10 protein-coding genes are annotated in these 13,384 nt (G+C 60.5%); 8 read left to right on the top strand and 2 right to left on the bottom strand.

All coding sequences use genetic code 11. The features are described from left to right. The first annotated feature begins 63 nt into the window (after window positions 1-63). Window positions 64-1,038 (top strand): quinone oxidoreductase family protein, encoded by a 975-nt coding sequence (locus G3256_RS04095; protein ID WP_169639616.1) that lies wholly within the window; start codon window positions 64-66, stop codon window positions 1,036-1,038. 181 nt (window positions 1,039-1,219) lie between these two features. Here the strand turns inward: G3256_RS04095 and G3256_RS04090 are convergent, their stop codons facing one another. Beyond that, on the bottom strand, window positions 1,220-1,876 hold the full coding sequence (locus tag G3256_RS04090) for a GntR family transcriptional regulator (RefSeq protein ID WP_169639615.1): 657 nt from the start codon (window positions 1,874-1,876) through the stop codon (window positions 1,220-1,222). A gap of 136 nt (window positions 1,877-2,012) precedes the next feature. Between G3256_RS04090 and dctP the strand changes: the two genes are divergently transcribed. The 5 genes from dctP (at window position 2,013) to G3256_RS04065 (ending at window position 7,742) form a co-directional block, all read left to right on the top strand. Next, entirely contained in the window at window positions 2,013-2,993 is a 981-nt protein-coding gene (gene dctP / locus G3256_RS04085) for a TRAP transporter substrate-binding protein DctP (RefSeq protein ID WP_169639614.1), read from the top strand. A 74-nt stretch (window positions 2,994-3,067) separates the two neighbouring features. Further along, window positions 3,068-3,655 (top strand): TRAP transporter small permease, encoded by a 588-nt coding sequence (locus G3256_RS04080; RefSeq protein ID WP_169639613.1) that lies wholly within the window; start codon window positions 3,068-3,070, stop codon window positions 3,653-3,655. Further along, a complete protein-coding gene (locus G3256_RS04075; RefSeq protein ID WP_169639612.1) occupies window positions 3,655-4,971 on the top strand; it encodes a TRAP transporter large permease in 1,317 nt (438 codons plus the stop codon). Before G3256_RS04080 ends, G3256_RS04075 begins: the two co-directional genes overlap by 1 nt. Then, the gene (locus tag G3256_RS04070; protein ID WP_169639611.1) at window positions 4,968-6,215 is read left to right on the top strand and encodes a malonyl-CoA decarboxylase domain-containing protein; all 1,248 of its coding nucleotides are present in this window, start codon (window positions 4,968-4,970) and stop codon (window positions 6,213-6,215) included. The genes G3256_RS04075 and G3256_RS04070 overlap by 4 nt, the downstream gene beginning before the upstream one ends. Before the next feature lie 9 nt (window positions 6,216-6,224). Continuing rightward, a complete protein-coding gene (locus G3256_RS04065; protein WP_169639610.1) occupies window positions 6,225-7,742 on the top strand; it encodes a malonate--CoA ligase in 1,518 nt (505 codons plus the stop codon). 90 nt (window positions 7,743-7,832) lie between these two features. Here G3256_RS04065 and G3256_RS04060 read toward each other — a convergent pair whose 3' ends face one another. Beyond that, window positions 7,833-9,668 (bottom strand): glycerophosphodiester phosphodiesterase family protein, encoded by a 1,836-nt coding sequence (locus G3256_RS04060; RefSeq protein ID WP_169639609.1) that lies wholly within the window; start codon window positions 9,666-9,668, stop codon window positions 7,833-7,835. Window positions 9,669-10,142: 474 nt separating this feature from the next. On the opposite strand from G3256_RS04060, the gene G3256_RS04055 reads away from it, so the two are divergent. Together G3256_RS04055 and G3256_RS04050 are read left to right on the top strand one after the other, a co-directional pair. Continuing rightward, window positions 10,143-11,783 (top strand): hypothetical protein, encoded by a 1,641-nt coding sequence (locus G3256_RS04055; RefSeq protein WP_169639608.1) that lies wholly within the window; start codon window positions 10,143-10,145, stop codon window positions 11,781-11,783. After that, window positions 11,783-13,375: a Dyp-type peroxidase gene (locus G3256_RS04050; RefSeq protein WP_169639607.1), complete on the top strand. Its 1,593-nt coding sequence runs from the start codon at window positions 11,783-11,785 to the stop codon at window positions 13,373-13,375. Before G3256_RS04055 ends, G3256_RS04050 begins: the two co-directional genes overlap by 1 nt. Window positions 13,376-13,384: the final 9 nt, after the last annotated feature.

Below are 13,384 nucleotides of genomic sequence, written 5' to 3'. Positions count from 1 at the left end.
GCGCAGAGGATTGATATCCCCTGCGGAATAGCCTCACATGCGCACAAAGCGGAGGAGCACGATATGGCACTGACAGCAATCATCGAAGAACACGGCGGGCCTGAAAACTTCAGACTGGTGGACCGGGAGATCGGCGAACCGGGCAAAGGAGAGGTCCGGATCGCGCACAAAGCCGTCGGGCTTAACTTCATCGACGTCTATCAGCGCACCGGGCTTTACCCGCTGCAGCTGCCGCATGCGATGGGCATGGAAGCCGCCGGCGTGATCGAAGCGGTGGGCGAAGGCGTCACACACCTGAAACCTGGCGACCGTGCCGCCTATGCGTCCAATCCGCCCGGCGCCTACGCTGAAACACGGGTGATGCCTGCCGCACAGGTCTGCCCGTTGCCCGAAGGCATTTCCTTTGAAGAGGGTGCCGCGATGATGCTCAAGGGTATGACTGTTGAATACCTCTTTCACCGCACGACACCGCTGAGCGCCGGCGATACTGTTCTCTTTCATGCCGCCGCCGGCGGTGTAGGACTGCTGGCCTGCCAGTGGGCGCGGTCAGAAGGGATTACTCTCATCGGCACTGCGGGCACCGACGAAAAATGCCAGCTGGCACTCGATCATGGCGCCACCCATTGCCTGAATTACCGCAGCGGTGACTGGGCGGCACAGGTGCGCAGCATCACCGGAGGAAAGGGCGTCGATGTCGTGATGGATGCTGTCGGCAAAGACACATTCGAAGGGTCGCTCGATTCGCTGAAGCCGCTCGGGATGATGGTTTCTTTTGGCAATGCATCCGGACCGGTGCCGCCTTTTGATGTCGGTATACTGGGCAAAAAGGGGTCTTTGAAAATCACCCGTCCGACGCTCTTTACGCATATCGGAGATCATGAAACCTGTCAGGCGATGGCAAAGCATCTGGCGGATAAGGTGCTGGCGGGAGAAGTGAAAATTAACATCGGGCAGCGTTTTGCCCTCAGCGATGTGGCAAAAGCCCATGAAGCGCTGGAAGCGCGCCAGACGACAGGCAGCACTGTTCTGGAGATCTGATCCCGCGCTCCTGCCTTTCCGCCGTTCGGGATGACGGCAGGGGTCGTTTTACCGGGCGGTTTTCGCGTCGTGCAACACTGTCGCATCGGGCCGTTTGCCCGGCGCGGGCCTGCCGATTGTATTTTGATCCGGTCTGAGTTGCCTGATCAGAATTACACCCCGGTACAGACCATCGGAAACTTTATTCCGCTGCCGTCTTCAGGCTGCGCATCAGGTGAAAGAACTTTTCCCCCTGCACCGAAACATGCGCCCTCACACGATCCGCCGCAAGCGTCGCATCGCCATGTTCCAGAGCATCAACGATGGCTTCGTGTTCAGCCATCGACTGCCTGATCCGCCCGCGCAGCCTCAGCTGCAAACGGCGGAACGGGGTCAGACGGCGGTGCAGACGCCGGCATTCCTGTTCCAGAAAGGAGTTCCCGGACTGCCGGTACAGAATTGCGTGAAATCCTTCATTTTCGCGATAATAGCCATCTGTATCCCGCGCATCGAGAGCCGTGCGACAGCTTGCATTGGCACGGCGCATATCTTTCAGCGCCTCATCGGTAATGCGCTCTGCGGCGAGCCGCGCGCAGACCGCTTCAAGCTCTGCCATCACCTCGAACATCTCAACCAGCTCCACCGGACCCGGCTGGCGCACAAAAACCCCCCGCCGCGGAATCTGCTCGACCAGTCCGGAGATCGCAAGCCGCTGCAGCGCTTCGCGCAGAGGCGTGCGCGAGACCTCGAACCGCTCCGCCAGCTGTACCTCATCCAGACGCTGTCCGTCTTCAAAAGACCCGTCAAGGATCAGCCCCTCAAGCGTGTCGGCGATGGCGTCTGAACGCTTTTGTCCCATCGCTCATGCATACAATGGATACGTTGATCACACAACAAGGCAGTTATTGTATACAAAACTTGACGTAACGGACAATCGCTGCAAGTGTCGGGCATGCTGTGCCCCTTCCGGGGGGCAAACCAGAGGGAGGAAAAGCATGTTTTTCAAAGCCACGGCCGCCGCGGCCGCACTTGTTGCGTTCACACTGAGCGCAGAGGCCCAGCAACTCAGGGTTTCACATCAATGGTCCGAAGGCGACGTCCGCCATCAGGTCGCAAAAATCGTTGCCGATGAAGTCGCTGCGGCTGACGTCGGCCTTGAGTTGCAGATTTTCCCGAGCCAGTCGCTTTTCAAGGCACGAGAGCAGTACAAGCCTCTGTCCCGTGGCCAGGTCGATATGATCGTATTCCCGCTCTCTTATGCGGGTGGTCTGCGCAATGCCTATAACCTGACACTGATGCCGGGGCTGGTAAAAAACCACGACCACGCTGCACGCCTGAACGAATCGCCCTTCATGGAAGAGATCGAAAAGATCCTTGCCGAGGATGACGTGATGGTGCTGGTGCACGGATACCTAGCGGGGGGCTTTGCCGGTAAAGAAGAATGCGTGACCGGACCGGAAGATGTGTCAGGCAAGCAGATGCGGGCGGCCGGTAAGGCGTTTGAGCAGATGCTGGCCGGCGCAGGAGCGTCGATTGCATCGATGTCTTCTGCAGAAATCTACAACGCCATGCAAACGGGTGTTCTGGATGCTGCCAATACATCCTCATCGTCTTTCGTTTCCTACCGCATCTATGAGCAGGTCGCCTGCTTCACGCCCGCGGGCGAGTATGCGCTGTGGTTCATGTATCAGCCGATGCTGATGAACAAATCGGTCTTTGACGGGCTGAGTGCCGAGCAGCAGGAAGCGCTGATGGCAGCCGCCGAAAAGGCCGAAGCCTTCTATCTTGAAGAAGCCAAGAAAGAAGACGGCGCCGCACGCGATACTTTCGCTCAGAATGGTGTTGAGATTGCCGACATGACGGAAGAGCAGTTCAACGCCTGGCGCGCGATTGCTCAGGAAACCGCGTACAAAGCCTTCCTCGAAGGCTCGCCCGACGGCCAGAAACTGCTGGATCTGGCACTCGCCGTCGAGTGATATAACAAACCGGGGCGCGGCCACCGGCCGCCCCCGGACCTTACCGAAGCCCCAAACACCGGGAGACGCCGCGCATGACCGGACCGTCCCATGGAACAGCGCCTGCACAGCACGGCGGCAACATCTTTCTGCGCATTGTAGGATTTCTGAGCGTTCTGTCGGGGGTAGTCTCCGCCTCACTGATCGTGATCTCCGTCGGTGTGACCTGCCAGATGATCTTTATCCGCTTTGTGCTGAACGGCTCGACGGTCTGGCAGACCGAAGGCGTCACCTACATGATGATTGCCGCAACGATGCTCGGTCTGCCTTATGTGCAGTACCTGCGCGGGCATGTGAATGTTGATCTGCTGCCGCTGATGCTGCCGGTGGGCGCACGCAAAGGACTGGCTTACATCGTGCTGCTGATGACCCTTGCCGTCAGCGGCATAATGGTCTGGAACGGCTATCATTTCTGGCACGAGGCCTGGGACTGGGGCGAGACGTCGAACACGCCCTGGAACCCGAAACTCTGGGTGCCTTATCTCGCACTGCCGCTGGGTTTCGGTCTCTATTCGCTGCAGCTTCTCGCAGATACTTGGGCCATGGCGCGCGACGTTGAGCCCCCCTTTGGAATCGATCCCGACGCCAGCCTCACCGAGGCCCTTGCAGAAAGGTCCGAATAATGGAACCGCTGTCTCTCGGCGCCATCGTCGCCTGCGCCACGATCATCGTTCTTTTCTCCGGCATATCGGTGGCCTCGGGGCTGCTCTTTGTGGCCGCTTCTTTCCTGATTTTCTTTGACGGAATGTCGTCGTTGAGCCTCATGCCCGAGGTTTTCTTTGGCAAACTCGACAACTTTGCGCTGCTGTCGATCCCCATGTTTATCATTATGGGGGCCGCGATCTCCTCAACCCGGGCGGGTGCGGACCTCTACGAGGCACTCGAACGCTGGCTGACGCGCGTACCGGGCGGGCTGGTCGTCTCGAACCTCGGCGCCTGTGCGCTTTTTTCAGCCATGAGCGGCTCAAGCCCCGCCACCTGTGCTGCGATCGGTAAAATGGGCATTCCCGAGATGCGCAAACGCGGCTATCCCGACAGTGTCGCGGCAGGCTCTATCGCCGCCGGCGGCACCCTGGGCATCCTGATCCCGCCGTCCGTTACGATGATCGTCTATGGCATCGCAACCGAGACATCAATCGGGCGGCTTTTCCTTGCGGGCGTCCTGCCGGGGCTTTTGCTGGTCAGCCTCTTTATGGCCTGGTCGCTCTATTCCACGTGGGCGTCGGGTGATGCACGTGTGCTCCGCTCCACCACCTATACCTGGAAGCAGAAAATTGAGATCCTGCCCCGCGTCCTGCCCTTTCTCGCCATCATTCTCGGCGTGCTTTACGCGATGTACGGCGGAATCGCGACACCGTCAGAAACAGCCGCCGTGGGTGCTCTGATGTGTCTGGTCATTGCGATGGTGATCTACCGGCTGTGGGATCCGCGCCAGCTCTGGGCAGTACTGCGCGACAGCACACGAGAATCCGTTATGATCCTTTTCATTATCGGCGCGGCGGGTGTCTTCAGCTACATGCTGTCCTCGCTCTTTATCACCCAGTCGATTGCGGAATGGATCGGCGGGCTTGATACCAACCGCTGGGTCCTGATGGCCGCGATCAATCTCTTCCTGCTGGTCGCCGGCTTCTTTCTGCCGCCAGTTGCCGTCATTCTGATGGCCGCCCCCATTCTGTTGCCGATCATCACCACTGCGGGCTTTGATCCCATCTGGTTTGCTGTGGTGCTGACAATCAACATGGAGATCGGGCTGATCTCGCCACCTGTTGGCCTCAATCTTTATGTGATCAACGGCATCGCCCCGGACATCAAGCTCAAGACGATCCTCGTCGGGTCGCTTCCTTATGTCGGCTGCATGATTGTGGCCATCCTGCTGTTGTGCCTTTTTCCGGGCATCGCATTGTGGCTGCCCGACTTCGTAATGGGAACCGCGCTGTGACGAAGCTCGCTGACCTGCTCTCCACACTTTTCGACCGCCGCTACGGGCGGTCGGGTGTCGGCGACGTCAGCCAGGGACCAATCGGTGATCTGACCGCCGAGCTGATGGGCGCCAAGGGAGAGATAACCGGGCTGACCGTCGCCCGCGCCATCCTCGACCGGTATGCGGGCTTTTCCGACGACGAAAAACTCGCGTTTTTCCGGCATCTTGCAAGCGACATGACACTGGATCCCGGGCGCGTGCGTGCCGCCCTCGACACCTATGAAGCCGGCGAAACAAAAGCGAGCTACGCCGCCGTCATGATGGCCGCAGAGCCCAGACGCCAGGAACTGATACGGCGCCTCAATCAGATACCCGGCGCCACCGGTGCGCTGGTTAAAATGCGCGCTGACCTTCTGCGGCTGGGCAAACATGAAGATGCGCTGATGGCGCTTGATCTCGATTTCCGCCACCTCTTTGCCAGCTGGTTCAACCGTGGCTTCCTCGTCCTGCGCCCGGTAAACTGGGAAAGTCCCGCGCATATTCTCGACCGGATCATCGCCTATGAGGCCGTACACGCGATCAGCTCCTGGGCAGATCTGAGGCGCCGGGTAGAGCCGCGCGACCGCAGATGTTTTGCCTTCTTTCACCCCGCGATGCCGGACGAACCGCTGATCTTCGTCGAAGTGGCACTGACCCGGGGCATCCCGGGCTCAGTTCAGACCCTGCTGGCACAGGACCGTGAGGTTCTGAGTGAAGAACAGGCCGACACCGCCGTCTTTTACTCCATTTCAAACTGCCAGGCGGGGCTGGCCTCGATCTCTTTTGGCAATTCGCTGATCAAACAGGTTGTCGCCGATCTGTCGATTGAATTTCCTGACCTTGCGACCTTTGTGACGCTCTCGCCCATTCCCGGTTTTGCGCGCTGGACGGAGACACTGGAGCTGCCCGGTCCGCCCGAAGAGGACGATGTTCTGCGGGCGCTGGCCGCGCGGTACCTTGTGGAAGCGAAACGCCCGGACGGACAACCGCTTGATCCGGTCGCACGTTTCCACCTTGGTAACGGGGCCTCAGTGCATCAGATCCACGCAGGCGCGGATACCTCGCCCAAGGGCCGGGCGCAGTCATTCGGAACGATGGTGAACTACCTTTATGATACGTCCCGCGTCTCGCAGAACCACGAACGCTTCGCGGCCTCTCAGGATGTCGCGATGTCTGCCGATGTCCGCAATCTGGCCTCGGCGGCGGAAAAGGCGATTGCATAGGAGCAGCCGATGACCAACACCCTCTACGACGCCCTTTTCGCCCCGCATGCCGGCAAAGACACCCCGTTTCTTCACCTCCCCGGTGGTGACACGCTGAGTTATTCTGCGTTTCTCGACACGGCCGCCCGCATCGCACAGGTCCTGACCGCCGGCGGCCTTGTTCCAGGTGACCGCCTCGCCGCTCAGGTCGAAAAATCACCGGAAGCTCTGGCGCTCTATGCGGCCTGCGTGCAGGCAGGCATTGTTTTTCTGCCGCTCAACACAGGCTATACAAAAGACGAGCTTGAGTATTTTATCAGCAACAGCGGCGCGCGGCTTCTCGTTTGTGACCCTGCCGACGCGGACCATCTGAAACCGCTGGCGCGCGCACATCATGCCATGCTGCATACGCTGGGCCCGGACGGCCAGGGGTCTCTGATGCCTGCCGCTAAAGAGCAGAGCGATTCTTTTGAAACCGTGGCCCGCACGCCGGATGATCTCGCGGCGTTTCTCTATACCTCCGGGACAACCGGGCGATCCAAGGGCGCGATGCTCACTCATGAGAACCTGCTCTCAAACGCCCGGACGCTCGAGGACCTGTGGCGTTTCACGCAGGAAGACGTGCTGCTGCATGCGCTGCCGATCTTCCATACCCACGGGCTTTTCGTCGCGACGAATACGGCGCTTGTGGCCGGGGCATCGATGATCTTTCTGCCGAAGTTTGAAACCGGAGCGATGATCAACCGGCTCAAAGAGGCTACGGTCATGATGGGTGTGCCTACCTTCTATACGCGGCTGCTTGGTGATCCCGGTCTGACCCGCGAACTTACAGCAGGCATGCGCCTCTTCATCTCGGGCAGTGCCCCTCTTCTTGCTGAAACCCATACCAGGTTCGAAGAGCGCACAGGCCACCGGATCCTCGAACGATACGGCATGACCGAAACCAATATGAACAGCTCCAACCCCTATGACGGCGAGCGCCGGCCCGGCACTGTGGGGTTCGCGCTGCCCGGTGTTGAAATCCGGATCATAGACCCTGACACTGATAAACCGCTGCCCGCCGGAGAGGTAGGACAGATTGAGGTGCGCGGCCCGAATGTATTCAAAGGCTACTGGCAGATGCCCGAGAAGACTGCCGCCGAACTGCGGGAAGACGGTTTTTTCATCACCGGCGACCTGGGCAGTTTCGACGCGGACGGTTATCTGCAGATCGTCGGACGGGGCAAGGATCTGATCATCTCCGGCGGCTACAACATTTACCCCAAAGAGATAGAGGTGCTGCTCGATGCGCAGCCCGGGGTACTTGAGTCAGCCGTAATCGGCGTGCCGCACCCCGATTTCGGTGAGACGCCTGTGGCGCTTGTGGTGCCAAGGGATGGCGCGGAACCCGATACAGATGCGCTCGCAGAAGCTGTCGGAACCTCGCTGGCACGCTACAAGCATCCGCGTTTGATCAAGCTGATTGATGAGCTGCCACGTAACACCATGGGCAAAGTTCAGAAAAACGTGCTCCGCGACGCCTATAGCGGTCTGTTTAGTCCGGGCTGACCGCAGCTCCGGCCGGACGGTCCCGGGTGACATTGTAGCGCGCGCCGTCCCGGCTGAGAGCTGACGGCCAGGTCCCGCGGCGGCCGCAGTTCAGGGGCGCATTTCACTGTCGTCCAGCAGACTGTCGGTCAGACCGAAATGCTCAAGAAACACCAGAAACGCCCGTTCGTGCGTTTCAAGTCCGGCATGCCGTTCCAGTGCGGCCCGGGCCAGCGCCGGCTCATCCGTGATCAGACCATCAACGCCAAGCGAGACCATCGCCAGCATGTCGAGCGGATCATTCACGGTCCACACAAAGACCTTTTTGCCCTGTTGTGCAGCATTACGCACCAGCCGCGGCGTAACCAGACCGGTATTCACGGCAATGAAATCAGCGTCCAGCCCGGACAGATCGCCCACCGCAGTTGCCGCCAGAACACCTGAAGGCCAGTCCGGCCGGAGTGCGGCCATTTTGCCGACGGCACGATACTTGAGAGACATGAAGGCCACCTGGTCGTTCATATCCGCCGCATCGACAACGGCCGCGGTGCGCTCTTCCAGCGCCTGATCATGACCGTAGTACTTCAGCTCAATGAGCAGCCGTGCCGTGTCGCGGGTGACTTCCAGTGCGTCAGCGAGGCTCGGCACGCGCTGATCTGAATAGACCGGGTCAAACCATGAGCCGATGTCGATATCATTGAGATCTTCCGCCGTTGCGTTCCAGATTTTCAGATCGACCTGTGCAAGCTTCATAAAATCGCTGTCGTGCATGACGACGACGTCACCCTCTGCCGTCTCCTGGACGTCAATTTCGACCCAGTCCGCGCCGGCATCGACCGCCGCCTGCAATGAGGCCAGCGTATTTTCTGGGCGTGACCCGGCAGCCCCCCGGTGCGCAATGACCAGCACGTCCTGATCACTTTTCACGCCCTCGAACAGGGTCACGGCGGTAAAGCCACCGATCACCACAACGGCGCCGACCCCTACCGCGCAAAGGGCCGGCAGCGACAGGCCGGCAGGCGTCGGAGCCTCTCCCCCCCTCGTCTCCAGCACCGGCCCCTCGTACCGGGCATCAATGATCCGCGCGAGCGCTCCAAGCGAGATCGCGGTGATCACAAAAGCCGTGACCGCCCAGAGCGAGGTGATCAGCACGGCAAGCCCCAGACGCAGCTCAAAGTTCCCCTCAAGCAATGAGGGCATCAGCCGCAGCAAAGCCACGAAACCGATCCCGGCAAGGAAATGAGCGCCTGCGCGGATCGCGTACCACACCGCAAGATCGCGCAGCAGGCCCCGGCGCTTTGTGCGCATGACGTCCCGGCTCTGGGTGAATGCCTCACCCGCGCGGCTGTGTCCCAGCAGAACAAAATGCAGCGATACGGCCCAGCTCAGCAACCGCGACAGCAAAAGCGGCGCCAGCACGGCCGCCAGAGCGCCACCGATGACAATCGCCCGGATAAACTCAGGCGGCCGGAACGTCAGATAGTAGTTGATGTCATAGGCCCCGATCAGATGCCGGGCGACAAGCATGCCTGCAATCACGAACGGCCCTGCAATAACGAGGACACGCAGGATCAGCCCGGTGGCATACCGCATCAGATGCGCAGATCGTCGCGCGGTCCGTCGCAGCGCCCGCGCCATTGCGGTTGTGGTGGTTACTCTGTCGGGAGTGCGCAGATTGATCGTGATCACGGCAAAACCGATGACCGTGCCCAGCAGGATCAGCGCCGCAACCAGCAGGAATACCGGAAACCCGGCAGGCGACAGAATAAACCAGGCGATGTCCTGATCTGTCAGCGCGCTCTGACCAGAGATCTTTGTCGCCAGCTGTACTGCGAGGCCGAGAAGCGGGGCAATAACCGCAAGGCTCAGCAGTCTGACGCCCAGCAGCAACGGTACCAGAAACCGCCTGCCGGCCCATGCCTCGCCGTACGCCGCCCTGACGTTCACAGGGTGTGACCCCATATGCCGGCACGGCAAAAAAAGAGGCGTATCGCGCTGCTCTGATCTGTCATAAGTGCCTCCGGGCCTCAGAGAATGACTGTACGCAGGCTATCGGCGCACGCAGGCGTTTGGAACATAAAAAACGCCTCCCGGTTTGTGTGTTTCTTCCGGCATCGCCCGCTGGATCACCCCGCACAGCCGTGGCCGGTCAGGTCGCTTTTCCGCCTGTCGGAACCGGACCGGGGCCCGCCACATGACGCGCCGCCGCCCGAGGTCATCATCATTGCGGGAGTCCTGAAGGCCCATGTTTCAGGCCCGGGTCGCCGGCAGGTTTGATTTTTTTACAGAAAGGGGTACTCTGATAGCGTGTATTAAGGTATTCCACGCAACCCGCCGGAAGGATATTGCCATGCAATCCGGTCACCATGCTGCCTGTTTCCCCGGTTTTTATGCCGGCGCCGTGCAGCAGATCAGCCTGACATGAAACAGGTCACACTCTCCGTCGCACTCGAAGTGCGCCCCGAAAGTGCAGCCCGTGTCGCGTCACTTATCGAAGACCTCAAAGACCGTGAGGACCACCCGTCCGGCGGAACGGTCGACAACTTTGCGCGGCTCAGAGAGGGTATCCCGTGTCTGCACTTCATGTCGATCAGCGTGTTCACGAATTCCAGCTATGATCCGACCCTTATCCTTGAAGCAAACTTCGACGGGGAGCCCGCCGATTTCTGGAAACAGGCCGACGCGCTTATGGGCGAGGCCCTGCGCGAGATCATCCGGTGCTGCAAGGCACCGCTCGATGAAGACGGCCCGCTGTATCACAAAGTCACAGCCGAAGGCTCCTCTGTGCCCGCGACCCGCTATCTCGAAGCCCGCGCAGGCGCTCCCAGCGTTTTTCATCACGGCAACCGCGGTCTCGCGCGCGACCGTATCCTCAACGATGCCCGCCTTTTCCGGGCGCTGCGGGCCGAACTCGACAATCCCGACAACCAGGGGCCGACCCCCTATCGCAACGCGAGCCTGCAGGAGGTGCATCGCAGGCTGCGCGACGCAATGCTGCCCGATCATCCCTGGCTTGACGAACCGGCGCCCGCCCGGGTGCCGATGGCACAGCGCATCGGCGATATCATCCGCCTGCTCCTCTTTGTGACCTTTGTCATCGCAGTCTTTTCCGCCCCGGGCATCCTGATTGCCGCCTGGCTCGACCCGCAGATTTTCGTCACTCTGGTGATCGTGCTCTTTGCGGTTCTCGCTTTTGGCATTGTCAGAAAGTTTGATCCGCTCCCCGGCACCGAAGTCACCACGGGCTTCAGCCTTGCGCGTTTCGTGCTGCGCAACCTGCCTCTGATCCTGCTGATCGTCGTCCCGCCGCTGGTGATCCTGATCATTCTCGCGCTGTGCTTTGTCGGGCTGCTCGCCGGACTGGGCCTTGCGGAGGGCGGTTTTGATGACTGGAACTGGCCGGTGGTACGCACCGTGCTGCTGGGACAGCTTGGCATGCTCTTTACAGTGCCGGCGACGATTCTGTGGCTGCGCTATCTGGAACGCCGGGATACCTCGCAGGACGCGCCACCGGTGGATGCCGATATGGTCGCTCAGATGGCCCGGCGCGAAGACTGGATTTCGCAGAACCATATGGGCTCCATCGTCAATGTGCGCCCGGGTGTCCTGCGCACGCTGATCGTGCGTACAGGGCATCGCGGTCTCGGGCTTTTGCTGCGGGTCAAAGCGACCACCGGGTATCTGGGCAGCATGCGAACGGTGCATTTCGCCCACTGGGCCTTTCTTAACAACAACAGCCAGCTGCTTTTTGTGAGTAATTTTGACCAGAGCTGGGGCTCATATCTCGATGATTTCATCGAGAAGGCACATGTGGGGCTGACCCTGGCCTGGGGGTGCGGCGTGGGCTTTCCGCCAACACGCTATCTGATTTTTGACGGCGCCAGCCACGGGCGCCGCTTTAAAAACTGGGCGCTGGCCTCGCGCAGTGTGAGCCGTTTCTGGTACAGCGCCTATCCCGGACTGTCGGTCGATCAGGTTGAGCGCAACCACCGGGTCGCCACAGGACTGCGTAAAAGTGAGATGACGCCGGGCGACATCCGCACCTGGATGAGGGATCTGTGATGCAAAACCCATCCCCGAACTGGAAACTCAGTGCGCCTGTTGCTGCCGACACCCAGGCGCTGGTGGTCAGCGGATTTGGCCGTCTCGAAACCGGGCGCTCTCTTTTCGTTGCACTGCCCCTTGACGCCGGAGGGGCCTGGGTTTCAGCGCTGAACGAAAAAATTCCTGTTACCGAAGCTGCGCGCACCGGGCGTGGCAAACTCCTGGATCGCGCCGCCGCGATTGCCTTTACCGCTTCAGGGCTCGAACGGATCGGGCTTTCGGAGGCCACACTGGCATCTTTCGCACCCGCTTTTCGTGAAGGTATGTTTCAGGAGGACCGGCTGCGCAGACTGGGTGACCGGCGCAAAGACAAATGGCTGGATACCGTGATTAAGGGCGGTCCGCGCTGGAGCGGCAATGTCGCCGCCCCCGAGACGATTGATGCGCCTGAGGCCTACAGCGTAGGGCCTGAGAAAGTGTCCTCGCACATCGCCACGGATCTTACCGTACATGCGCTGATCCTGCTTTATGCGCATACCGAGGCTGATGCCGATGCTCTGGTGGAAGAGGCGCGCGCGGCACTTGAACCGCACGGTGTAAAGATTGTGCACCAGTTGCCCCTGCTGCTGGATGTGGAAAGCTCCGGCATCAGCCGCGAGCATTTCGGCTTTGCCGACGGGTTATCGCAACCGCTGCCCTATGACGCCGATGGTGCGGTTGAACGCGGCGGCGGGCCGGTGACGGAGCCTGATCCGGTGCACGGCGTGCCACTGGGCGAGTTCCTGCTCGGGTACAGCAACGGCCATCAGGAGCACCCGCCCGGCCCGGTTGTTCCCGGTGAACCCGACGCCGAAGATGGCGGCAGACCGGAACGCGCAGGGCTCAGGCCACATGCCGAGGCACGTGGGTTTTATGATTTCGGCCGGAACGGCAGTTATCTGGTGGTGCGTGAGCTGCATCAGGATGTTGCTGCTTTCTGGAATGCGATGAACAAAGCCTCCGAAATCATTCAGAGCAAAGACCCGGACGCCACCCATATCACTGCCGACTGGATTGCAGCCCGCGTTGTGGGCCGCGACAAAGAGGGCCACCTGCTGCGCCCCGGGGGCGCTGCCCCTGCAGGCAGGAACGACCTGCCGGACAACGAATTTCTGTTTTTCGACAAGGACAGACACGGGTTCGGCTGTCCGCTGGGCAGCCACGTGCGCCGCGCCAACCCACGCGACTCTCTGGCACCGGAAGAGAGTATGAAAGACACACTGCTTTCCGCAGCGAACAATCACCGGATTTTGCGCCGCGCGCGTAAATACGGCAGCAACCTTAAAGATCCCGGCAAAGACGATGGCGCGGACCGCGGCCTGCTCTTTATGTGCCTGAACACCGATATCGCGCGGCAGTTCGAATTCGTGCAGCAGACCTGGCTCCTGAATTCGGATTTCCATACGCTTTTTGAAGAGGTTGATCCGCTGGTCGGCCCCGATGGCTGGATGACACTGCCCGAAGACCCGCTGCGCCGGCGCATTGAAGTGCAGACCTTTGTGCAGATGGCCGGGGGTGAGTATTTCTTTCTGCCCGGCATGGCCGCCCTGCGGTATCTGGCCCTGCTCTGAGACCGTAAA

The sequence above is a fragment of the Roseobacter ponti genome (assembly GCF_012932215.1).
Taxonomy (GTDB): Bacteria; Pseudomonadota; Alphaproteobacteria; order Rhodobacterales; family Rhodobacteraceae; genus Roseobacter; species Roseobacter ponti.
This window is presented reverse-complemented; position numbering and strand designations above follow the sequence as displayed.